We start from the raw sequence: 24,904 nt of genomic DNA on the forward strand, positions 1-24,904 counted from the left end.
TAATGAAAACTTTAAAAGATGTAGCAGTAGGAGAAACTGCTACAATAAAAAAAATTAAGGGAGATGGAGCTACCATAAGAAGAATTATGGATATGGGTCTTACAAAAAAAACTGAAGTTTATGTAAGAAAAATTGCTCCATTGGGAGATCCTATCCAAGTTAATTTGCGTGGTTATGAATTAACTCTTAGAAAAGAAGATGCAAAAAATATAGTAGTGGAGGAATAGATGACCTATACAGTTGCTTTAGCTGGAAATCCTAATTCAGGAAAAACTACTCTTTTTAATGAGCTTACAGGTTCAAGCCAAAGAGTGGGTAACTGGCCAGGGGTTACGGTTGATAAAAAAGAAGGAAAATTAAAAGGGCACAAGGATATTATCATCCAAGATTTGCCAGGAATTTATTCACTTTCTCCTTATACAATGGAAGAAGTGGTTTCAAGAGAATATTTGGTTGAACAAAAACCAGATTTGATTGTAAATTTAGTTGATGGTTCAAATTTGATTAGAAATCTTTATCTTACAAGTCAGCTTATTGAACTTGGTATTCCAACAATAATAGCTTTGAATATGATGGATATTGTTAAATCAAACGGCGATGTTATTGATAAAGATAATCTTTCTGAAATTCTTGGCTGCCCAGTTGTAGAAATTGTTGCTAGTAAGAAAAAAGGAACAAAAGATTTAATAGAAAAAATTGTAAAATCACAAAATAAATTATCTTTACCTAAGCCATTGATATATTCTGGAGAGCTAGAAGAAGTTTTAGAAAAAATTTCTAGTGAAATTTCAGATTCTGTTGATTCTAAATTAGAAAGATATTTATCAATAAAGGCTTTTGAAAATGATGAAGATATGTTTGAAAATATTTCTTTATCAACTAGCCAAAAAGAAAATATAAAGACTTTAAGAGAAGATTTTGAGAAAAAAGAAGATGATGTTGCTGAGGGAATTATAACTACAGAAAGATATGAAGCTCTTGGAGAAGTTGGAGAAAAAGTTTTAAAGAAAGCTCCTCCAAAACTTTCAACAACTGATAAAATTGATAAAATTGTTACAAATAGAATTTTGGGACTTCCAATTTTCGCTCTTGTAATGTTTGTAATTTATTATATAGCAATTTCAACTTTGGGAACTGGTGCAACTGATGCTGTAAATGGATTTTTTGAAGATACAATGACACCAGCAGTAGCAGATTTTCTAACAAATATGGGAATTAACGATGTTTTAGTAGGACTTGTAACTGATGGAATTATTGCTGGAGTTGGAGCAGTTCTTGGATTTTTACCACAAATGTTAGTATTGTTTGCCCTACTTTCAATTCTTGAAGATATAGGATACATGGCAAGAGTTGCCTTTGTAATGGATAGGGTATTTAGAAAATTTGGACTTTCTGGAAAATCATTTATACCAGTAATGATTGGAACAGGTTGTTCAGTTCCAGGAATCCAATCATCAAGAACAATAGAAAATGAAAGAGATAGAAGAATTACAATTATAACTACATCTTTTATGCCATGTTCTGCAAAACTTCCTGTAATAGCTTTAATCGCTGGAGCATTTTTCAAAGAAAACCAAGCCCTAGTTACATTTTCATTTTATATAATTGGAATACTTTCTGTAATAATTTCTGGAATTATTTTAAAGAAATTTAAAGAATTTGCATCAGAGCCAGCTCCATTTGTTATGGAACTTCCACCATACCACGCACCAAGGGTTACTTCAGTTTTAAGAGATGTATTTAATAAAGGAATGAGCTTTGTAAAAAGAGCAGGAACAATAATTTTAGTATCATCAATAATTATTTGGTTCTTATCAAACTTTGACTTCTCATTTAAATTGGTAGAAGCTGAATCAGAAAACTCAATGCTTGCAGTTTTAGGTGGATATTTGGCGGTTTTATTTAAACCATTAGGATTTGGACAATGGCAATCAGCAGTAGCAACAATTACAGGATTTGTTGCAAAAGAAAATGTAGTTTCAACAATGGGAGTTGTTCTTGGAATTGGAGCAGATCTTGATGAAACAAATAGACAATTAATTACAGCTTTCAACCAAGCAATAGGAACTCCAGTTGCTGGATATTCATTCCTACTTTTCAATATGCTTTGTATGCCATGTTTCGCAGCAGTTGGAGCTATAAAAACAGAAATGAATAATAATAGATGGACACTTATTGCTATAGGATACCAAATGGCATTTGCCTATGCGATTGCATTTATTTTCTATCATTTAGCAAATTTCTTTGTATATAAAGAATTTTCATTTATGACAATACTTGCAATATTAGTATTGATAGGTGTTTTGTATTTGATTTTTAGACCTGTAAAATACAAAGAAGAAAAAAGATCTTACAAATTAAATTTTGCAAGAAAATAAAAAAATCATTATGAAGGGATGGTTTTATGAATATACAATCTTGGATACTTTTGATAATAATTTTGGGAACTTGCTCTTATATTATCTATACTAGATTTATAAAAGAAGGCTCAAATTTTGGTTGCAAAGACTGTGCTCAAAAAACTTCTTGCAATAGTGGAAAGTGTCAAAGTAAAAAAGAAAAAAATAAAGAAAAATCTAAATCATGTCCATATTGTGACTGATTTAATTTTAAAATAATTCTTAATTAAGAAAGGCTTTTGTAAATTGATTATTTCCATAAGGGATGTATTTGCAAAAGCTCTTTTTTAAAAATATAAAATAATTTGCGATAAATTTTGCTGATATAAAAAATCATTACAAATGATAAAGATTTTTATTAGCAAAATTTAAAATAAAGCTAAAAAAATTTGCAAAAAATAATTAAAGCGGTTATAATTATTTCAATAAAAAAAATAGGAGGAAGAGATGATTAAAGTAAACAAAAAAATTATAAGTACAGGTATTGGAGTAATAGCGGGAGCTATTGGAGGAAAGGTTCTCACATCAAAATTAGCAAAAAAGGCTGCTGTAGCTACAGTCCAACAAGGATTGAAAGCAAAAAGTGCTGTTGATAAGACTGTAGAAAATATAAAAGTTACAACTGATGATATAGTGGCTGAAGCAAAAATTAAAAATGAAATTGAAGAAAGACTTGAAGCTGAAGCAAAAGATAAGCTTGATATAGAAAATGTTGCTTCAGAAGCTAAAGAAGAAGTTAAGGAAGAAATAAAAAAAGAAATTAAAGAGGACTAGGATGAGAGCGGCCATAAAGGCGAGAACTTTTGGAAGAAGTAGGTTTATTTACGAGGATTATCTAAAAAAATCTAACGTCAATAAATTAAAGTACAAAATTGAACAAGTAAAGGGCGTGAAATCTTGTGAAATTTCTTATATATCAAAATCTATTATTGTAAATTATGATGAAGATTTTATAGGAAATATTGCAAGATTTATCCTAGATTTTGATTTGAAATCTTTGGATAATTTTGATATTGAAGATGCGGATTTTATTCCTCAAGTTGATAAATCAATTTTTCATATATTAAGAAATTCAGCATACAAGAGAATTGTGTTTGGCTATCTTATGCCTATCAGTATTAGACCATTTTTTACACTTTTGAGAGCTTATCCTTTTATAAAGGAAGGCTTAAAATCCATAAAAAATAGAAAGATAGATGTGGCAGTTTTGGATGCAAGTGCAATTACAATTTCTATAATTACAGGAAAATTTGGGGATGCGGCTAGCATAATGGCCCTTTTATCATTGGGAGAAGAACTTGAAGATTATACCTTAAAAAAATCAAGACTTAATTTAAAATCTTCGCTTGCTTTAAATGTTGATAAAGTTTTTGTAAAAGATGGAAATCAAAAAATAATCAAAAATCTAAAAGATGTAGAAATTGGAGATTTAATTTATATTTCTATGGGAAGTAAAATTCCTGTGGATGGAGAAGTTGTTGAGGGCTTTGCCATGGTAAATGAGGCTTCATTTACTGGAGAGGCAAAAGCTGTTGAAAAAAATGAAAATTCTACTGTTTTTGCAGGGACTGTTCTTGAAGAAGGAGAGCTTTTAGTAAAAACTAATAAAAAATATGGAGATTCTAGATTAAATCACATAATAAAACTTATTGAAGATAGTGAAAAAAATAAATCTCTTGCTCAATTAAAAGCAGAATCTATGGCTGATTCTTTGGTAAAATATTCTTTTATTGGGGCAGGATTAACATATTTATTTACAAGAAATTTCATAAAAGCAAAATCATTTTTGATGGTGGATTATTCTTGTGCCTTAAAACTTACAATTCCGATTGCATATATGAAGGCTATAAGTCAGGCTGGAGAAGAAAATATTTTGGTAAAAGGTGGAAAATATTTTGAGAGCATAGCTAAAGCTGACACAATTATTTTTGATAAAACTGGAACATTAACCAAGTCCCAGCCAGAAGTCAAAAAAGTAATTTCCTTTGATATTGATGAGGATGAGGCTTTAAGAATAGCTGCTTGCCTTGAGGAACATTTTCCTCATTCAATAGCAAGAGCTGTTGTGAAAAAAGCTGTGGAAAAAAATCTTTGCCACGAAGAAATGCATTCAAAGCCAGAATATATAATGGCTCATGGTATAAAATCAAAAATAAATGGGAAAACAGCTCTCATAGGAAGCGAACATTTTATTCTTGAAGACGAAGGAATAAAAATAAATTCCCAACAAGGAGATTTGATAAATTCATTAAAAGAAGAATATTCTCTTTTGTTTATGGCTTATGACAATAAATTGATGGCGGTTTTATGCATTGATGATCCAATTAGAGAAGATGCAAAAAAGACAGTAATGGCTTTGAGAGATTTAGGTTTTACTCATATTGCTATGCTTACAGGAGATAATGAAAATTCTGCTAGAGCTGTAAGCAAAAAACTTGATTTAGATTTTTATAAATCCCAAGTTCTTCCAGAGGACAAAGAAAATTATGTAAGAAAAATGAAACAAATGGGAAGAAAAATTATAATGATAGGAGATGGAGTAAACGATTCAATTGCCCTATCAAGGGCAGATGTGGGAATTTCTATGTCAAAAGGCGCAGATCTTGCCAAAGAAATCTCTGACGTTTCAATAAAAACAGATTCGCTCAAAGAATTAGTTGATCTTGTAAAACTTTCAAGAAGTGTAGATAAGAGAGTAAAAAATGATTATGAAAAAATAATTGCCTTTAATAGTTTATTGATAGCGTTAGGTTTAACATCGTTTATAACAAATACTCAATCAGCACTTTTACACAATATTTCCACTGTAGCTATAGCAAGTGAAAATATGAAAAAATATAAAATTTGAGAAAAAACCAAAGTTTAAGGCTTTGGTTTTTTATTTTGGAACTTTTAAATTAATAATTTCTATAAATAAATTCAACAAAATCATTAATTTTCACATATATTAAAAATTTTCAAAATGGAAAAAAACTATGAAAAATGTATGATAGATATGAGAAAATCGTTTTTTTATAAGGAGAATTTATGTTTAATTTTAGAAATGACTATTCAGATATTTGTTATCCAGAAATTTTAGATGCTATAAAAGAAAACCTTGACCAAATAAATCCAGGATATGGGGTTGACGATCACAGCAAAAATGCTGAAAAATTGATAAAAGAAAAATTAGAAGATGAAAATGTTGATATTTATTTTATCCACGGAGGTACAGGAGCAAATATTCTTGGGGCAAGTGTAGGAATGGTGGCACAAGAATCAATAATTGCTGCTACAACAGGTCACATAGAAGACCAAGAAGCAGGAGCAATCGAGGCTTGTGGAATAAAAATAGAAACAATTCCAACAGATGACGGCAAAATTACCCAAAAATTATTGGAAGAAAAATATAAATCTTTTACCAATGAACACCACACAGTACCAAGAAAAGTTTATATATCAAACACAACAGAAGTAGGGACTCTTTATAGTAAAAAAGATTTGGAAGAAATTTACGATTTTTGTAAAAAACACGACTTATATTTATTTATGGACGGGGCAAGGCTAGCACACGCCATGGCAAATGAAAAATCTAATCTAAAATTTAAAGATTTGACCAAACTTTGCGATATATTTTATTTTGGAGGAACAAAAAACGGACTTATGTTCGGCGAAGCCCTTGTAATTGTAAATGATGATTTAAAGAAAAATTTCAGAAATTTGCAAAAACAAAAAGGAGCCATGCTTGCCAAAGGATTTGTAACAGGAATGATGTTTGAAAGGCTCTTCCAAGATGATTTGTACATTAAAGGTGCAAAAAAAGCCTACCAAATGGCAAAAAAATTGGCTCAAGGATTTGAAGAAAAAGGCTACAAACTTGCTTATGAATTTAATTCAAACCAAGTTTTTGTAGAAATTTCAGATAAAGATATAAAAAAATGGGAAAAATTAGCTTATTTTGAAGTTGGAGAAAAAAGAGAAGATAAATTTGTTGCAAGATTTGTAACAACTTACAAAAGCCAAGAAAAAGAAATAGAAGAATTTTTAGAAAGGATTTAGTATTATGCATTACACAGGACAAGTTTACAGACCTCCTCTTGAAGCCTACACACCACTTTTGGAAGTAACTTACGGTTGTTCCCACAATAAATGTGCCTTTTGCACCATGTATAATATGACAAATTTTGGAATTTCTCCTATAAAAGACATAGAAAGTGATATTTTAGAAATTTCCATGACCTATCCGAGGCCAATTGAAAGAATTTATCTATTAAATGGAGATCCTTTTGTGCTTTCAACAGAAAAATTGGTAGAAATTGCCGATTTAATCCACAAATATATCCCAGAAGTAAAAACAATAACTTCCTATGCAAGTTTTTATAATTTAAAAAATAAAACGAAAGAAGATTTAAAAATCCTCAGAGAAAAAGGCTACAATGAACTTTGGTTTGGAGTAGAAACAGGAAATCAAAAAGTCCTAGACTGGCTTGATAAGGGAGCTGACCTTGATGATTATAACAAAGGTATAGAGAAAATGAAATATGCAGGCATGACTTACAACGCCATAGTAATGCAAGGAGTTGCAGGAAATGGAAATTCAAAAGAAAACGCAAGAGAAACGGCAAAATTTTTAAACCTCTATCCACCAATAGGAATTTTTATAATGAGCACAGACGTCCAAAGAGGATCAAAATTATATAAAATGAGAGAAGAAGGAAATTTTAAAGAAACAAGTAACAGAGAAAACCTAGAAGAACAAATAGAATTATTAAAAAACCTAGAAGTTCCGGGAAATGTCCTTTACTCATCAGGCCACATAGTGAATCTCGTAAAAGTAACATCTCACATGAGAAACAAAGAAAAAATGATAAAAAAATTAGAAGACGCACTAGAAAATCTAGACGAAAAAATCCTAGATTCAAAAAATATGGGTAGGGCAATTTAAAAAATAGGCTGTTGCAAGGTTTTTTGCAACAACCTATTTTTTAGTTGATATTATCAACTGCCTCGTTGTATTTTCTTATTGTTTTTTTGTGAAAAAACAAAGTTATAAATGCCAAAGGAAGTGTTATAAAATATTTAATTAACTCTGAAAATATTAGTATAGCTAAAAATGATAACAAGGAAGATCCTACGTCTCTTTTGTAGATTGTTTTTGTTTCGCCAAGCCAATTTGTGCTAGTGGATGATTTGTGATAGTTCATAAATTTGCTTGAAGCTTTTGCCATATTTACAGCTCCATAAGGATTGAAAAATGATGAAAATCTTCCACCAACATATCTTTTATAATCTGCATACCACGAATAAGTGTAATTTGTTAATAAAAAATACGCTAAATAAATCATTCCTTTTAGAAAACTATAATCAAAGCTAATAAGAATAAAAATTGAAGAAATTATTATATATGAATTTATATAAAATGTTATTCCCATTTTTGGTGTGGAAAAATAAGATGGATTTTTGTAGGGGTCAATAAATTTATCTTTAGACTTATTATCATAAGTAACATTTTGATTGGTAGTTTCTTCAATTGTTGGAGGTTTTACATATTCTGCTTCTCTTTTGGAAGGTGGTTTAATATATTCGTCATCATTATTAATAACTTTATTATTATCTTTTGATGGTGGTTTAATATATTGATTTTGATTAGCCATTTTTACTCCTTAATTTGTTCCAAATCCTCTATTGTAATTGTGTTTACATCATCTTCATTTGTATTTGAAATTCTTTGGCTCATTATTCTGATTAATTTTTCATTAAAATTTCTAATCCATCGTCCATTACTATGATCGTTTGATTTGTTATAATTATTTTCTACAACTTGATAGTAAAGTCCTTCATCAACCTTATATGCGAATTTATCCAAGCTTGATAAGCCAATTTTTACAAGCTCATCTACAGTGTAGTCTTCAAAATAAAATTTGTTTGGAACTCTTGACTGAAGACCTGAATTTAAAGATAGAAATTCTTTCATTTCCTTGCTATATCCAGCAAATATTATTACTATGCTTTCTCTATAATCTTCCATAAATTTCAAGATTTCATCTATTGCTTCATTTCCAAAATCATTATCAGATCCTTGTGAAAGGCTGTATGCTTCATCTATAAATAAAATTCCACCAAGTGCTGATTTTAAAACTGCTCTTGTCTTAATTGCAGTTTGACCTATATAACCTGCGACAAGATCTGATCTTGAAACTTCTATAAATTTATTTTCTTTTATAATAGATTTTTGATAGAGAAGATTACCTAAAATTCTAGCAACGGTGGTTTTTCCTGTACCAGGATTTCCAAGAAATAAGGAATGCAAGGTGAAGTTTTGGATTTTTTGTCCTGAATCTCTTCTTTTTTTATTTAGCTCTGCCATAGAAATAAATTCATCAACTTGCCTTTTTACTTGATCTATTCCTATAAGATTTTGTAATTTATTATAAGCGTCCTCATCTTTTCCATCATAGTTTTTGTATTTGCCAATATTAAATACCTGATCAATATCCTCATTTGTTAAAGTCGAAAGATCTGTTGATTCACTTTCGATAACTCTTGTCGCAAATACTTTTAGTAGTTTTTCGTTAAAGTTTCTAATCCATCTAGCGTTAGATTTATCTATAGATTGCTCATAAGCAAATTTCACATTTTTTTCATAATAATTTCTATCTTCTATTACATATTGCTTTTCAATTAAAATACTTTCTCCGATTTGAACAATCTCATCACTTGAGTAATCTTCAAAAACAAATTTATTGGCAACTCTAGAGTTTAGACCAGGATTTGTATCTAAAAATTCCTCCATTTCCTTAGTGTATCCAGCGAAAATTATCATAATTTCACTTCTGTGATCTTCCATATATTTAAGAATAGTATTTATAGCTTCTTGACCGAAATTCACAGAGGAATCTCCCTTATTTAAGGTGTAAGCCTCATCTATAAATAAAATTCCACCTTTTGCTTTTTCTAATAATTTATAAGTTTGTTCGGCAGTTTGACCGACATTAGATGAAATTAAATCAGATTCACTAGCTTCAATGAAAATAAACTCTTCCTTATTATATAAGGCTTTATATTCAAATAATATTTCGCCAATAAGCCTTGCTACAGTTGTTTTTCCAGTTCCAGGATTTCCAAGAAATACAGAATGGAGCGAATTTTCTTCAGGAAGAAAACCCATTTGGATTCTTTTATTATTAAATTCGACCATCCTAATCATTTTGTTTATTTCATTTTTTACAGAATTTAATCCAACTAACTTATTAAGCTTATCGTATGGCGAAAGCTCGTTTTCATTTGATGAAATATTTTCATCATCATCTATTTCGTCATATAAAAATTCTTCATCCAAATTATCATTTTCAATTAAGCCGACCTTGTAATAGGAATCATCAGACCTTTCTATTTTTATTGGAGAATTTTCATCATCATAATAATATTCGCCATTAATAGATAAATATTCAGTTAATAAGGTAGAGCTACCATTAATTCTAATATTAGGGACAAAATATCTATTAAGAGAAATTTCGTAAGTTTTAAGTATGGAGTTATCTTGAACAAGCAAGTCAATTTTTTCATTATTCTCTCCTTTTAAATTAAAGGAGTCTTCTACAATTGCAAGAGATTTTTGATTTATACAAAATATTTCATTAACAGTTAATTTTGAAATAAAAGCTCTACTAGAATTAATATCCACAGATGAAACTATGTCATCATTAGAGATCAAATATGAGTTTTCATTTAAAAATAAGCAGCTAGGGTAATTTTTTTGTATAAATAAATTGTTATTTGAATTTATATTGGTGTTATAGATGTATAAACAAGGATATCTTTTTTGAGTATCTCCTCCGTTGACAGTGGAGTTATTAATTTTTAAATCTGAATGTTTAGCATTTATTGCATTTGTGTAATATTTTTTTATACAGGACTTGTTAATACTTACATTAGAATAATCAAATGATAAAGAAAGACATAAGTCTGAATTGTTGATTTCTATATTAGAATTTTTTGCATATAATTTAGAATAAAAATCGCCCTTATCAAATGTACTTACATTTTCAAAATTTAAGCTTGAATTTTCAGAAACATAAACTTCTGGATATTTTTCTTGATTAGAATCTAATTTTATAAGATCAGTTCTATCTATTATTACTTTATTTAAAAAAACAGTGGAAGAATCTTTAATATTTAAAATATTATCAAATTTATTATTTGATTCTAACCACAAACTATTTATATTTACATTTGCTTTATTTTTTATGTTAAGTCTTCCAACAATTTTATTTGTATAATAATTTGTATTATCTTCAAAATTAACGTGACCTTCTAAGGTCAAATCTTTATCTATTTCAAAAAATCCATCTTCTAAAATTAGATGAAAATTTTCTTTTAATTCTAAAATATCGCCAGGACTACAAGCATAATAAGCTTGATAAAAATTCCAAGTATCGTTAGAATTGCCTATTAAATATCTTGCCATTTGTTCCTCCTTAATTTTATTTAATTATATCATATTTAAAATATAAAAATATCAATTAGTAACAGGAAGTTATTCTTTAAAAAATAATTTATTTTCATTTAAAAGTAAATCCTTATAATTGATAATAAATCTTGAAAAAATTTATTTTTTATGCTAATATATAAGAAGTATTTGGGAGGGAGTGAGTTTTGCACTCCCTTTCGTTTTCGCTATTTTTAAAAAATGTGAAAAATTTCAAAAAAATATAAGTTTATAAATTAGTCGAGATATTATATAATAAAAGTGATATTTTTAAGGAGGACTTATGACAGAAACAAGAGTTAGATTTGCACCATCACCAACAGGTTACCTCCACATCGGTGGACTTAGAACAGCACTTTTTAATTACCTTTATGCAAGACATACTGGTGGAAAAATGCTTTTAAGAATTGAAGATACAGACAGAACCAGATTTGTTGAAGGAGCCTTGGAAAATTTATTGAAGACTTTAAAATGGTCAGGAATTGAAATTGACGAAGGTGTTATGCTTGACGAAAATGGAGAAATTACCGAAAAAGGAAATTGCGGTCCTTATATCCAATCTGATAGGGTTAAGGCTGGAATTTATGATAAATATATTGAAAAATTAATCGAAGAAGGCAAGGCTTATTATTGCTTCTGCTCAAAGGAAAGACTTGATAATTTAAGAGCAAGACAAAAAGCTGATGGTCTTACACCAAAATATGATGGACTTTGTCGTTCATTAACATTAGATGAAGCAAAAGAAAAAATTGCTAACGGAGAAAAATATACTGTAAGATTAAAACTTCCAAAAGATACAGATATTTCTTTTGAAGATAGGATTAAGGGAAAAATTACTTTTAATACAAATGATATGGACGACCAAGTTTTGATAAAAGAAGACGGATATCCAACTTATCATTTTGCAGTTATTGTTGACGACCATGAAATGGGAATCACCCACGTTGTAAGAGGGGATGAATGGATTTCTTCAACTCCAAAACACGTGTTTTTATACCAAGCTTTTGGATGGGAAGCACCAGAATATATCCACCTTCCTACAGTTTTAAATAAAGATCACAAAAAATATTCTAAGAGAAATGGAGATGGAATGGTTGAAGATTTCATCGAAAGAGGATATTTACCAGAAGGATTAATAAATTATTTGGCTCTTTTGGGATGGTCTCCTGATAGTGAAGAAGAAATTTTTACAATGAAAGAGCTTGCTGACCAATTTACTTTTGATAGGGTAAATAAAACCGGAGCAGTTTTTGATGTAAGAAAACTTGATTGGGTTAACGGTCATTATGTAAGAGAAATGAGCGTTGAAGATTTGGCAAAAGCTATAAAACCATATTGTATTGAAGCAGGATTTTTTGGAGAAGATTATCCAGAAGAAAAATTAAATCTTCTTGCAGCTACTTGGCAATCAGCAATTGATAAATTCACAGATATAAAAGATGAAGCCTATGTTTATTATGTAGATGATAAAGATATGAAATGGACTGATGAAGCAGTTGAAGCCATAAAAACTGACGAAGCTAAAACTTTGTTTGATGCCTTTATTGGAAAGCTTGAAGAAGTTGATGAAGTTAGTCTAGATTTTGCAAAAACCATAATGAAATCAATCCAAAAAGAAACAGGAATAAAAGGAAAGAATTTATGGTTCCCTGTTAGGGCAGGACTTACAGGAAATGTTCACGGACCAGAACTTGTAAATGCCTTTGTTATTATGGGCAAGGAAAAAATGATCGACAGATTAAACTACGTTAAGGAAAATTTTTAATATGAAAATATATAATACATTCACAAGACAAAAAGAAGAGTTCAAGACAATTGATGAAAATAAGGTAAGAATGTATGTATGCGGCCCAACAGTTTATGATTATATGCACATAGGAAACGCCCGTCCTTTGGTAATTTTTGATACAATGAGAAGATATTTAAAATATCTAGGAAATGATGTAAAATATGTTGTAAATTTTACAGACGTAGATGATAAAATTATAAATAAGGCCATTAAAGATAAGATATCAACTAAGGAAGTTACAGATAAGTATATAAAAGCTTATATGGAAGATGCAAAAGATTTAAATCTTGACGAAGAGCATACAATCCATCCAAAAGCTACAGAAACTATGGATGATATTATAGAATTTGTAAAAGAATTGGTGGATAAGGATTGTGCTTATGAATCAAATGGAGATGTTTATTTTGATATTTCAAAAGCAAAAGACTATGGACATCTTTCAGGAAAAAACATTGAAGATTTAAGAGAAGGCGCATCAAACAGATTAGATGATAAGGACAAGGGCAAAAAAAGAAATCCTATGGACTTTACCCTATGGAAAGCTACAAAAAAAGAAGGAGAAGTCTCTTGGGATTCTCCTTGGGGCAAGGGTAGACCGGGCTGGCATATAGAATGTTCAACCATGAGCAAAAAATTATTGGGAGAAACAATTGACCTTCACGCTGGTGGAGAAGATTTACAATTTCCTCATCACGAAAATGAAATTGCCCAATCAGAAACAAGATCAGGCAAAAAATTTGCAAATTATTGGATGCACAACGGCATGATCCAAGTTGATGGAACAAAAATGAGCAAGTCTTTGGGAAATTTCTTTACCCTCCACGATATCAAAAAAGAATACGACCTTATGGTTGTAAGATTTTGGCTTTTGTCTGCAAGCTATAGACTTCCAATAAATTTCACAAGAGAAATAATAGAACAAGCAAAAAATTCCCTAGAAAGATTAAACAATGCCAAATTTAGGATGGATGATCTTTTGGAAAAAACTAGTGGAAATTTAAAAGACGAAGAAAAAGACCTAGTTAAAGAGCTTGATAATTTTGAAAATAATTTTAGAAAAGTTATGGATGATGACCTAAACACTGCGGATGCACTAACAGTTTTATTTGAAATTTCAAAATTTGCTAACACCAAACTTGATGAAAATTCTTCAAAAGAATTCGTAGAAAAAACAAGAGATTTATTTATAAAACTTGAAGATGTTCTTGGTATAGAAAACAGAAAAAAAACAGACGATTCTATTGATGAAGATTTAATAAATAAACTAATAGAAGAAAGAAAAGAAGCGAAAAAGGCAAAAGATTTTAAAAAGGCTGATGAAATTCGTGACAAACTTTCTGAAATGGGAATTTTAATCAAGGACACAAGAGAAGGAACCAAGTGGGAGCTTAAATAATGGCAAGTATATATGGAAGAAAATCTGTACTTGAAACCATTGATGCAGGAGAAAATATAAAAAAAGCTCATATTTTAAATAATAAAGGCAAAAATCACAAGCTAATTGATAAGATTATAAATAAATTAGAAGATGAAAATGTGCCAATATTTTATGAGGATAAGGATTATTTTTCAAAAATTTCTGGCAACCACCAAGGTGTTGAAATTGAAGTAGAAGATTACAAATACAAGGACCTTGATGATTTGAAAGATAAAAAAAGACTAATGATTCTAGACCAAATAGAAGATCCCCACAATCTTGGTGCAATAATTAGAAGTGCAGAAGCCTTTGGTTTTGATGGAATAATTATTTCAGAAAGAAGATCTGCAAAAGTAAATTCAACAGTTTACAAAACAAGTGCCGGAGCAATCAACAATATTGATATAGCCATGGTTAAAAATATAAATAGGGCCATAAAAGAAATAAAAAAAGAAAATTTTTGGGTTTATGGACTAGCTGGAGAAGCAGAAGGGGACATTACCCAAACAGATCTTACAGGAAAAATTGCCCTAGTTGTTGGCAATGAAGGAAAGGGACTTTCAAGACTTGTAAGAGAAAATTGCGATGGACTAATAAAAATACCTATGCTTGGCAAAATAAATTCATTAAACGCATCGGTAGCAAGTGCAATCGCAATCTATGAAAGTCTAAGACAAAATGGCTTTAACTAAAAAAAATATAACCTATGTTGATGGCTATAACATAATAAATTCTTGGCCTGAATTAATTCGTATAAAAGAAAATTCCCTAGAGCTTGCTCGTGAAAAATTAATAGACGAGATGGCAGAATACGCATCCCTTTCAAACGAAAAACTTGTCGTAGTTTTTGATGCCTACAATTCAGATGGAGAAAAAGAAAATATATTTGAAAAACTTGGCATAAAAATAGTCTATACCAAAAAATTTCAAACGGCAGACACCTACATTGAAAAAATGACAAACAAATATGCACGTCGTCACAATGTAAAAGTTGTAACCGACGATGGGCAAATTCAATCACTTGCTTTCGAAAGAGGAGCAAGCAGGATTACTGCCCTTGAGCTTAGGAATGATCTTTTAAATAAAAGGGTAAAAATAAAAAGAAATCAAAAAAAAGATTTTTCAAATAATTTCAAGCAATTTCCCTTATCAGAAGATGTAATAAAAAAACTTGATGATATAAAAAAAGACTTGGAAAAATAAATGGTAAAGGTAGATAAATTCAATTTATAAAAATTCAAATCATTTTTATAAGAACTTGACTGCTTAGGCAGATCAATTATGGTGGTTATATGGATAAAATAGATTTTAATGACGAAGAAGTCTTTGAAAAATTTAAAGATTTTTTCGATGAAGATGATATTGATGAAAAACAAGCCCAAAAAATTTATAAGGGCTTAACAGAAGATGAAAAAGAAGAATTTGAACAGTTTTTGGAAGATGAAGAACTGGAAATAGAAGAGGAAGAAGATAGAAAAAAAATAAAAAATTCTATCGTTGCAAGGCAAAGATCCGACATAATTAGGCTTTCTGATTTAACAAATGAACAAATTGTAGAGCAATTCCAAGAAGGAAATCAAAATGCCCTAGGAGCCTTAGTAGATAAAAACCAAGGTTTAGTCAGAAGCAGAGCATCATATTTTTATCGCTCACATGGAAACGACCTTGAGCTTGAAGATTTAGTCCAATCAGGCATGCTTGGAATGATAAGAGCTGCAGAAAAATTTGACCTTACTTTGGGATACAAATTTACAACCTACGCCTACAAATGGATAGATAAGGCAATAAGAAAAGCAATCAACAAAGAAGGTCACACAATAAGAATACCAGCTGGAAAATATTTAAAATTAAACAAATTAAAACAAATATTAAAAGCAAATCCAGAAGCAAGCGAAGAGGAATTATACAAAATTTTAAAACAAGAAGGAATCGACAAAAAACAAGCCGACGATTTATTTTTGATAAATAGAAATCAAGTAAATTCAACAAGCTTAAATATAAATTTAGATTCAGAAGATTCAACAGGCGATGAGCTGATGGATATGGTAGGAGACGATTCAATCCCAGTAGACGATCAAATCCTAAAAAAAGATATGGAAGATTTTCTAATGAAAGCTTTGGATCAATTATCAGATAGAGAAAAACAAATAATAATTTATAGATACGGTTTGGATAACGAAAAACCAAAAACCCTAGAAGAAATAGGAACGATATATAATCTATCCAGAGAAAGAATAAGACAAATAGAAAACCAAGCCCTAGGAAAACTAAAACAATACAGCGACCAGGATTGATAATCAGCTTAAAAATGTGCCAGTGGCACATTTTTAATGATTATCCCGCGGACTATAACTAAGGATTAAATTTCGAAAAATAAAATATAATGCTAATTTATTAAAAAATGAATGATAAATTAGCGTGTAAATTAGCTTAAAAACGTGCCAGTGTGCACGTTTTTAATATTTATCCCACAAAGCTGGAAAAAATTCCAAAAAATAAAATTAACTTATAATTAGAAATAAAAAATTTTAATATTAAAAAATTAGAAAGTGCTTGCACTTTCTTTTTTTTGAAAATTTTTAAAAAAATTCACAAAAAATTCTATTAATATTTTAAAATTTTCTAATAAATAATTTTTATTTATTTTTATCTTTAAAATTTCAAATATTTTTTTCTCCCCAGAGTAAATTTTAGATATATTTATTTAAAAATCAAATTTTGCTTTTGCTATTTAAAAAATCCCTCACATTTCTTACATTTTTATTTCACAAAAAGCTCATATTTACTAACATACACCAATTAAGTTTGCTAAATTAAATCAATAAACTTTCTTGAAAATTTTTTGTTGACACTTTAGAAATATTTTGGTAAGATATGAAAATAATGTATAAAACAAAACTAATACAATATAAAAGATGAGGTATAAATTATGAAAAAACAAAAATTAGCAAAATACGCTATGGCGCTTGCTTTGTCTTCTAGCATTATTTTTTCAAATGGAAAAATGGTAAGGGCTGAAGAAAATCTTAATGTAAATTCTATAAATATGAAAAGTAAGGAAGAAATTGAAAATAAAATTGCTCTTATTAAAAAAGAAATTGCTCAATTAGAAAAGCAATTGGATGAAAAATTAAAAGAAAAAGAAGACTTGCTTAAAGAAAAATCTGAACTTTCTAATAAATTATCCAAGAAAAATGACAAGTTAGCTAAGGAAATTGATGATTTAAAAAATAAAATCAAGGAACTTGAGGATAAAGAAGCTGAAAACCAAAAAAATCTTAAATCTTTTGATGAAAAATTAGCAAAAGCTAATGAGGAAAAAGAAAATTTAAGAAAAGCCCTTGAGAAAAAGGAAAAAGAAATTGAGGATGTAAAAAACTTTGATCCAGCAAAGGATAAGAAGGCCCTTGAAGAAAGTATAGAAGAAGATAAGAAAAAAGAAAAAGTTAGTGAAGATAAAAAGAAAAAACTTGAGGAAAGCCTAGAAAAATCTAGTGAAGAATTAGATAAAAAGAAAAAAGCTTATGAGAAAGAAAATGCTCTTTTAGAAAGATATACAGCTGATTTGGCTAAGTATGAACAAGAACTTCCAAAAGCTAAAGAAGAAAGAGAAAAAATTCAAGAAAGTTTAAACAATATAATTGCTAATAAGACAAGCCTTATACAAGAACTTATTGATTTGAAAGCAAAAGAAAAGAAAAACGAAGAAGACAAAAAAAATTTTGAGGATCAATTAAAGGTTATTAATGCTAGTTGTGAATTGAAAAAGGCTGAATTGCAAAAATGGATAGATAAATATCCGGATTATGATTCTGATTTGGATAAAAATATTGAAAATAAAGAAAAAGAAATTAAAAAAATTGAAGATGAAATGTCTACTCTTGAAAAAAAAGTTAAAGAATTAGAGGAAGAAAAGACAAGAAATTCTGCAACTATCGCTGAAAAAGGCAAGGAAGTAGCAGACTTTGATAATAAAATTTCAGGCGAACAAGCTAAAATTGAAGAAAATAAAAGAGATATTCAAAATTTGAATACACATATTGAAAGGACAAAAGAAGCTAAACAAAACTATGGAGAAGCTAAAAAAGCTGGTAATCCTCCTCAAGGTGTTGTTCCTAATTTTGATGAAATAATTGAAAATTCAAAAAAACAAATTCAAGAAAAAGAACTAGAAAACACAAATATACAAAATAAGATTACTGAACTTTCAAATAAGAAAGAACAAGCTAAAAAAGATGCGATAGACTTAGCTAATAAAAATCAAGAACTTGATAAACAAATACAAGAAATAAAAACAAATATTAAGGCTAAAAAAGCTCAAATAGCACCAATTCAAAAAGAAAAAGAAGAATTAGAAAAAAAATTAAATAATAAAACACCAAAAGATGTAATCGACAAAATTGAGCAATTAAAAAAAGATATAGAAGACCTTGAAAAAAGAAAAAATAATGGACCAATTGTATTAAATATTATAAAAGGAGCAAAAGAAGGCCTTGAAAAACAAATTTCAGAAAAACAAAAAAAGCTTAAAGATTATGAAAATTTAGAGGCTAAAAAAGATGAGCTTGACAAGAAAATTAAGTTTTTAGAAAAAGAGATTGAAGATATAAAGAAAATCAAGCCAGAAACTGAAAAAAAGGTCAATGAGCTTAAAGCAGCAAAAGAAGAACAAGAAAATCTTTTGGAAAAAGCTAAAAAAGATTTGCAAGTAGAAGAAGAAAATCTTAAAAATATTCAAAATAGCATTGAAGAAAAACAAAATAGATTAAAGGCTGTAGACAATAAAGACCAAGCAATTAAAGATCTTGAAGAAGAAAAAGCAAAAATTCAAGAAAAAATTGACGCAAATAAGAAAGAAATAGAAGAATTAGAAAAAGAAAAAAATGCTAGCCAGGCTTTAAGTGAAAAGACAGCAAATGAGATAAAAACTCTTAAAGAAAAACTTTTGAAATTAGAAGAAGAACAAAAGGCTGAAGATGAAAAAGAAAAAGAGTTAAGAGAAAAAATAAAAGAAATAGATGAAAAAATCAATGGTTTAGATTTGGAAATAAAAAATCTAAAAGCTGAAATTATTAAGAAAAGACAAATGTTAGCTGCTTTAGAACAAAAACCAATTGCTGATACAATTGATCCAATTCTTCCAAAGGAAAGAGTAAAAGTTAAAAATTTAGAAAAATTAACAGAAAAAGAAAAAGAGGAAATAAAAAATAAAATAAAAGACTTAAACAAAAATAATTTCCCAGAAAATACACAAGTAGAAGTAGATGAAAAAGGAAATGTAAGTGTAACATATCCAGATAATTCTAAAGATACAATTAATGCTAGCGATTTGGTTGAGAAAATGGCACAAGCACAAAATAATAAAACAGATGCTCAAAATAATCCAGCAGTTATTCCAGCTAAGACTTTGGTTAAAGATAAAAATAATTTGACTGATAAGGAAAAAGCAGAAATTGCTAGTAAGGTTAAAAAATCAAATCCAAAGGCTATCAACATTGAAGTGACAAAAAATGGTAGTGTAACAATAACATATCCAGATGGTTCTAAAAATATGATTGATGGATCTAAGCTTGTAAGTGAAAAAGCAAAAGAAATCACATCAAATTCTAAAAAAGCAAAACTTACACCAGCTAATAATAAATCAAAAAATGTTAAAACTGGAGTAGGTTCATCAGCAAGTATTTTGACAATCTTGGCAGGTTCTGTAGGCGGCTTATTTGTTTCTAAAAAAAGAAAAAATAAATAAATTTAATAGATGAAAAATTGGATAAGAATTTAAAAAATTACAAATAATAATGGACTGTGCATTGCATAGTCCATTTTTAAATTTAAAATATTTTTATTAAATAAATTTTATTTAGAAAAATCCAACTTCATATCTCCATCTTTTATCCAGCCGATTTTTTTTATGAAATAATAAATTATTAAGGAAACTATGGCTGGAAGGATTATATGCATTATTATTATAGTAAATAATAATTTTAAAAATGGGACATGGCTCATTGCTGTGAAAGTTGAAATTTGTCCTACCAAACCGCATGTTCCCATGCCGGCTCCTATTGGAGAATTTTCTAGTTTAAAAATTATTGTTGAAAATGGTCCTAGTATTGCTGAGGCAAGTGTTGGCGGAATTAAAATTTTTGGATTTCTCATTATATTTGGCATTTGTAACATACTTGTTCCAAGTCCTTGAGCGATTAGGCCTTGGGTTTTATTTTCTTTAAATGAAATTACTGCAAAGCCTATCATTTGACAACAGCAACCAATTGTCGCAGCCCCTGCCGCAAGCCCCGAAAGACTTATGGTCATACAAAGAGCAGCCGATGAAATTGGAAGAGTCAAAACAATTCCTACAATTACTGAAACAATAATCCCCATTATAAAAGGCTTTTGTCTTGTTGCATCCATTATAATTATTCCGATTTTTGTCATAAGCGTTTGAATAAAAGGTCCTACTAAATTTGCAATCATTACTCCGACTAAAACCGTCACAACTGGAGTTAAAACTATGTCGATTTTTGTTTCTTTTGAAATTATTTTTGCAATTTCTACTGAAATTAATGTAGCGATAAAAACTCCCATTGGACCTCCCAATTTATTTGCGGCAAGTCCTACAATTGTTGATGAAAATAAAATCAACCTGTCAGCGTTTAAAGCGTAGGCGATTGATACGGCGATTGCAGGTCCTGTGGCTTCTTGGGCAAGAGGCCAAATTGTTTCTGACAAAAATTTTATGTCAAAAGATTTGCCGATTGTGTTTAAAATTGTCCCAACCAAAAGAGTTGCAAAAAGTCCGAAAGCCATTGAGCCTAGAGCATCAATAAAATAAACTTTTGCCGATAAACTTATTCCTTTTCTTTTTAAAAATTCTTTCATTTTTTCCTCCTAATCATTAAAAACTATTTTATTATATAAATTATTATTTGTAAATATTCACAAAAATCGGTCATCTTCTTATATTTATTTAATTAATTTGTATTTTGTCAAACAACTATATATTTTGAAAATAAAATTAAAAACCAAGAAGTTTTAATTGACTATAAAAATTAAAAATATATTATTTATATTTTTGCTTATAAAATTTGATAGAAAATTCAATTAATATTGGTATAATTTTTAAAAAAAGGAAGTGAATTATGGAAAAAGAAAAACCATTTATTTATATAGATACAAATTTTACTTTATCAGAAATTTTGATGCTTAAAATGGCATTTAATTCTAATGAATTTGAAATTGTTGGAATTTCTTCTGTAAGCTCTTTTATGGATTCAAAATTTGCCGCAAAAAATATTCTTTCTATGGCAAATATGGAAGATTTAATTTTGCCAATTTGTGAGGGCTCATCTTCTAATTTGAAAAATCAAGAAATTTTGATTAGGGGAGAAAATTCTCTAATTTTTGACAAGACAAAAGATTATTTATCTGATGCAAGTCCTGAAGATTTTTTATATGATTTGGCAAAAGATTGTGGAAGGCTTGATATTATTGCGACAGGTCCTCTTACAAATATAGCAAAAGCAATAATAAAATATGATGATTTTGTATCATACATTGACCATATTTTTATTTTGGGTTCAAATTTTTCTTCTGGAGATATTACAAAAAATTCAGAATTTAATTTTTTTACCGACCCAAAGGCTACAAATATTGTTTTGAAAGAAGATATTGAAACTTTTATTTTGCCAATTGATATTTCAAATTCTTTGACCTTGCCAGATGAAATTTTGGAAAAATCAACTTCTGATCCAGTTTTTGAGAAAATAAAAGATTTGTATAAATCTTTGCCAAAAAATGAAAGAGAAATTAAAGCGGGTTTACTTTTATATATGCTTTTAAAACCTCAAGCCTTTATTTTTGAAGAAAAAGCTATCAAGGTGAATGAAGATTTTGATAGGGGAAGTGTTGTTGAAATATCTTCAAAAAACAAAAAATATTTGGCAAATAGGGTAAATGATCAAACATTTTTTGACTTTTTAAGTGACAGGCTTGGTCTATGAAACTAAAGAAACCAGGACAAAGAATTTTTAAAACGGCCTTGGCTGTGTTTTTGTCTTTTACTTTTTCCCACTTTAGATCTGCCGATGCCCTTCCCTTTTATTCTGCGATTGCTGCAATAATTTGTACGAAAAATGATGTAAATGAATCAATAGAGATTGGTTTAAATAGGATTTTGGGAACTTTTATTGGTGGTTTTGTTGGATTTTTATACCTTTTATTTGTAAAGAAAAATCTTACTAATGAAATAGAAAATTATTTTTTATTATCGGTAATTATGGCTTTTTTGATTTGGATAGTTTCTTCTATGGAAAAACCAAACGCCATTTCAATAATGTGCATAGTCCTAGCTTCGGTTTCTATAAATCATGCTGGAGAAAATTTTGGAGCAATAGATTTTGCGGTAAATAGGGTTCTTGATACCTTGGTTGGAGTTGTAATTGCAATTTTGGTAAATTCTCTTGATTTTGAAATTTTAAAATTTATTAAGTATGAAAAGGAAAAAGATGAGAAGTGATTTCTCATCTTTTTTTAATTTGATTTTCTATGGTAAAATAAGAGTGAATAGATATTTATGATAAAGGAGTATCCATGCTAAAAGTAGAAAATTTAAGTAAAAGTTTTGGCGATCTTCTTGCTTTAAATCGTGCTGATTTTGAGGTGAAAGATGGCGAACTTTTTGGAGTTATAGGTCAAAATGGTGCGGGAAAATCCACACTTTTTAGGTGTATAATGAACTTTTATTCAAAATATGACGGAAATATTACTTATAATGGCAAAAAATTTTCAAAAGTTCCTTTGGAAAAAATCGGTTTTTTGCCAGAAGAAAGATCTCTTGATCCTAAAAGAAAAGTAGAAGACCAAATAAGATATTTTGCAAAATTAAATAAAATGAAAAATATTTCTGATGAGAAATTAAAAGAATGGTTTGATTATTTTGAAATTGATGGGAAATTATCATCAAAAATTAAAGAGCTTTCTAAAGGAAACCAACAAAAGGTCCAACTTCTTTGTGCTTTAATTTATAAACCGGAATTTGTAATTTTGGATGAGCCTTTTTCAGGACTTGATCCATATAACATCAGACTTCTTGAAAAAATAATCAAAGATGTAAACAAAGAGGGAACTACAATTATGTTTTCATCTCATAATATGGAAAATGTTGAAAGTCTTTGCCAAAAATTAATCATGCTTAAAAAAGGAAATATAGTTTTGAATGGTTCTCCTCAAGAAATTAGAAATTCTTACGAGAGAAAAAAACTTGTGGTTGAATCAAGCGAAGATTTATTTTTCTTAAACGATGAAAATATAGAAATGATTAGCCAAGACGGTAATAAGTGGACTTTTATTTTAAAAAATGAAGATTACGCAAAAGTTATTTTCAAAAAAATTGTAGATAATATTGGCTTTGTTCCATATTTTGACCAATCGCCTCCTACATTAAATGAAATTTTTGCAAGAAAGGTGGAAGAAAATGAATAGATTTATGACTGTATCAGTTGATACTTTAAAAAAACACCTTAAATCGCCTACTTTTTGGATTATGGTTTTGATGCCTTTTATTATGGCAGTAGTTATTGGAATAATTTCCTACATTTCTTACTCAACCAAAACTCCAGACACAATTGCAGTTGTAACGGAAGAAAAATATAAGAAAAATTTCCATAATAATCCTATGGTAGATTTTGAATTTAAAGAAAAAAATGAGGCGAAAAAAGCTCTTGATAACAAAGATATTTCAGCTTATCTTGAAGTTAAAAACAAAGATGGACTTTTAAATTTTGATTATTATGGAGATACAACAGCAAGAACACCAATGCTTGTAATAAATTCTTTGGCAGAGGATATGCAAAGAAAAGAAAATTTGAAAAATTCTAATATTGACGCCAAGCAAAATGCAATAATTAGCCAAAAACCAGAAGTTAATCTTCACGAAATAAAAGATAATTTAAAAAATCCAGGAAATATGCTAGCCCTATTTGCTACAATCTTTGTAATGTATTTTGTTTTAATTTTTTATTCACAAATAATAATGCAAGATATTGCAGTTGAAAAAGGCACAAAAATGCTAGAGTTTATTTTCTCATCAGTAAAAGCTGGCACTTATATGGCTGGAAAAATTTTTGGAACAATTCTTGCAATGCTAGTTCATTTTGGAATTTATTTAGCCTTGGGACTTGTTGGATTTGCCGTAATTAAATTTACAGGATTTTATGAAAAAATAAAAACGATGCTAGGATTTAATATTTCTGAAATTTTTGAAGGGATAAATTATAAATTAGTTGGAGAAATAGTTTTATTTATGGTTTTGGGATTGATTTTATATATAATCCTTTCAGCAATGCTTGGATCTTTGGTACAAAAGCAAGAAGATGCAGGGAAAATGGCAACACCAATTATGCTAATAATTATGTTTTGCTATTTTATTTCCACATCATTTGTAGGAAGTGAACCAAATAATTTTATAAAAATTCTTTCCTATATACCATTTTTATCAACATTTTTTATGCCAATGAGATTGATCTACGAAAACGCAAGCCTATTACAAGGAATGATTTCCCTAATAATTTTGTTAGTAGGAATTGTTTTAATGTATATAATCGCAGCAAGAGTTTACAAGAAAAATATCCTAAATTATTCAACAGATAAGTTGTTTGGAAGAGGAAAAAAATTAAAAATTAAAAAGAAAAATAAATAAAAAAGCGGATGTTGCAAATTGTAAATTACTATCGTCCTATTATCATAGATTTTTTAAAGCTTCGTACTGAGCTTATCGCTTTATTTATGCGAAACTTTATTAGAATTTCCTATGATTATTTTGAAACGATTTAATCATT

Annotated in this window: 20 protein-coding genes; 17 read left to right on the forward strand and 3 right to left on the reverse strand. The window is 28.9% G+C overall.

Annotated elements, in window-relative coordinates:
• Positions 1-2: 2 nt before the first annotated feature.
• The 7 genes from HMPREF0078_RS08500 to HMPREF0078_RS08530 all read left to right on the forward strand — a co-directional run bounded on the left by HMPREF0078_RS08500 (position 3) and on the right by HMPREF0078_RS08530 (position 7,323).
• Positions 3-227: a FeoA family protein gene (locus tag HMPREF0078_RS08500; RefSeq protein WP_004839810.1), complete on the forward strand. Its 225-nt coding sequence runs from the start codon at positions 3-5 to the stop codon at positions 225-227.
• Positions 228-2,378, forward strand: a complete 2,151-nt coding sequence (gene feoB, locus HMPREF0078_RS08505) for a ferrous iron transport protein B (RefSeq protein WP_004839811.1) — start codon at positions 228-230, stop codon at positions 2,376-2,378. It begins immediately after the preceding gene.
• 26 nt (positions 2,379-2,404) lie between these two features.
• On the forward strand, positions 2,405-2,602 hold the full coding sequence (locus HMPREF0078_RS08510) for a hypothetical protein (RefSeq protein ID WP_004839813.1): 198 nt from the start codon (positions 2,405-2,407) through the stop codon (positions 2,600-2,602).
• 244 nt (positions 2,603-2,846) lie between these two features.
• Positions 2,847-3,173: a DUF6110 family protein gene (locus tag HMPREF0078_RS08515; RefSeq protein ID WP_004839814.1), complete on the forward strand. Its 327-nt coding sequence runs from the start codon at positions 2,847-2,849 to the stop codon at positions 3,171-3,173.
• A gap of 1 nt (position 3,174) precedes the next feature.
• Positions 3,175-5,247 carry a heavy metal translocating P-type ATPase gene (locus tag HMPREF0078_RS08520; RefSeq protein WP_004839816.1) on the forward strand — a complete coding sequence of 691 codons (2,073 nt, stop codon included), beginning with the start codon at positions 3,175-3,177 and terminating at the stop codon, positions 5,245-5,247.
• A gap of 179 nt (positions 5,248-5,426) precedes the next feature.
• Positions 5,427-6,437 (forward strand): threonine aldolase family protein, encoded by a 1,011-nt coding sequence (locus HMPREF0078_RS08525; protein WP_004839817.1) that lies wholly within the window; start codon positions 5,427-5,429, stop codon positions 6,435-6,437.
• A 4-nt stretch (positions 6,438-6,441) separates the two neighbouring features.
• Positions 6,442-7,323 (forward strand): radical SAM protein, encoded by an 882-nt coding sequence (locus HMPREF0078_RS08530; RefSeq protein WP_039920683.1) that lies wholly within the window; start codon positions 6,442-6,444, stop codon positions 7,321-7,323.
• Positions 7,324-7,363: 40 nt separating this feature from the next.
• On the opposite strand, the gene HMPREF0078_RS08535 is transcribed toward HMPREF0078_RS08530, so the two are convergent.
• Together HMPREF0078_RS08535 and HMPREF0078_RS08540 are read right to left on the reverse strand one after the other, a co-directional pair.
• Positions 7,364-8,032: a hypothetical protein gene (locus HMPREF0078_RS08535; RefSeq protein ID WP_004839821.1), complete on the reverse strand. Its 669-nt coding sequence runs from the start codon at positions 8,030-8,032 to the stop codon at positions 7,364-7,366.
• 2 nt (positions 8,033-8,034) lie between these two features.
• Positions 8,035-10,845 (reverse strand): AAA family ATPase, encoded by a 2,811-nt coding sequence (locus tag HMPREF0078_RS08540; protein WP_004839823.1) that lies wholly within the window; start codon positions 10,843-10,845, stop codon positions 8,035-8,037.
• A gap of 304 nt (positions 10,846-11,149) precedes the next feature.
• Between HMPREF0078_RS08540 and gltX the strand changes: the two genes are divergently transcribed.
• The 6 genes from gltX (at position 11,150) to HMPREF0078_RS08570 (ending at position 19,818) form a co-directional block, all read left to right on the forward strand.
• Complete coding sequence (gene gltX, locus HMPREF0078_RS08545) at positions 11,150-12,631, forward strand: glutamate--tRNA ligase (protein ID WP_004839825.1); 1,482 nt, start codon at positions 11,150-11,152, stop codon at positions 12,629-12,631.
• Between the two features lies 1 nt (position 12,632).
• The gene (cysS, locus tag HMPREF0078_RS08550; protein ID WP_004839827.1) at positions 12,633-14,051 is read left to right on the forward strand and encodes a cysteine--tRNA ligase; all 1,419 of its coding nucleotides are present in this window, start codon (positions 12,633-12,635) and stop codon (positions 14,049-14,051) included.
• On the forward strand, positions 14,051-14,764 hold the full coding sequence (rlmB, locus tag HMPREF0078_RS08555; protein ID WP_004839829.1) for a 23S rRNA (guanosine(2251)-2'-O)-methyltransferase RlmB: 714 nt from the start codon (positions 14,051-14,053) through the stop codon (positions 14,762-14,764). Before cysS ends, rlmB begins: the two co-directional genes overlap by 1 nt.
• Positions 14,751-15,275, forward strand: coding sequence for an NYN domain-containing protein (locus HMPREF0078_RS08560; RefSeq protein ID WP_004839831.1), 525 nt, complete (start codon positions 14,751-14,753; stop codon positions 15,273-15,275). The genes rlmB and HMPREF0078_RS08560 overlap by 14 nt, the downstream gene beginning before the upstream one ends.
• Before the next feature lie 89 nt (positions 15,276-15,364).
• Positions 15,365-16,366 carry a sigma-70 family RNA polymerase sigma factor gene (locus HMPREF0078_RS08565; protein ID WP_004839833.1) on the forward strand — a complete coding sequence of 334 codons (1,002 nt, stop codon included), beginning with the start codon at positions 15,365-15,367 and terminating at the stop codon, positions 16,364-16,366.
• 635 nt (positions 16,367-17,001) lie between these two features.
• Positions 17,002-19,818: a hypothetical protein gene (locus HMPREF0078_RS08570; protein WP_004839834.1), complete on the forward strand. Its 2,817-nt coding sequence runs from the start codon at positions 17,002-17,004 to the stop codon at positions 19,816-19,818.
• Positions 19,819-19,925: 107 nt separating this feature from the next.
• Here the strand turns inward: HMPREF0078_RS08570 and HMPREF0078_RS08575 are convergent, their stop codons facing one another.
• On the reverse strand, positions 19,926-20,948 hold the full coding sequence (locus tag HMPREF0078_RS08575; protein WP_004839836.1) for a PTS transporter subunit IIC: 1,023 nt from the start codon (positions 20,946-20,948) through the stop codon (positions 19,926-19,928).
• 260 nt (positions 20,949-21,208) lie between these two features.
• Here HMPREF0078_RS08575 and HMPREF0078_RS08580 point away from each other — a divergent pair, with 260 nt between their 5' ends.
• The 4 genes from HMPREF0078_RS08580 (at position 21,209) to HMPREF0078_RS08595 (ending at position 24,765) form a co-directional block, all read left to right on the forward strand.
• Positions 21,209-22,069 carry a nucleoside hydrolase gene (locus HMPREF0078_RS08580; RefSeq protein ID WP_004839838.1) on the forward strand — a complete coding sequence of 287 codons (861 nt, stop codon included), beginning with the start codon at positions 21,209-21,211 and terminating at the stop codon, positions 22,067-22,069.
• A complete protein-coding gene (locus tag HMPREF0078_RS08585; protein ID WP_004839840.1) occupies positions 22,066-22,584 on the forward strand; it encodes an FUSC family protein in 519 nt (172 codons plus the stop codon). The genes HMPREF0078_RS08580 and HMPREF0078_RS08585 overlap by 4 nt, the downstream gene beginning before the upstream one ends.
• A 74-nt stretch (positions 22,585-22,658) precedes the next feature.
• Positions 22,659-23,549 (forward strand): ABC transporter ATP-binding protein, encoded by an 891-nt coding sequence (locus tag HMPREF0078_RS08590; RefSeq protein ID WP_004839842.1) that lies wholly within the window; start codon positions 22,659-22,661, stop codon positions 23,547-23,549.
• Complete coding sequence (locus tag HMPREF0078_RS08595) at positions 23,542-24,765, forward strand: ABC transporter permease (protein WP_039920685.1); 1,224 nt, start codon at positions 23,542-23,544, stop codon at positions 24,763-24,765. Before HMPREF0078_RS08590 ends, HMPREF0078_RS08595 begins: the two co-directional genes overlap by 8 nt.
• Positions 24,766-24,904 lie beyond the last annotated feature (139 nt).

The organism is Anaerococcus vaginalis ATCC 51170 (assembly GCF_000163295.1).
GTDB lineage: Bacteria > Bacillota > Clostridia > Tissierellales > Peptoniphilaceae > Anaerococcus > Anaerococcus vaginalis.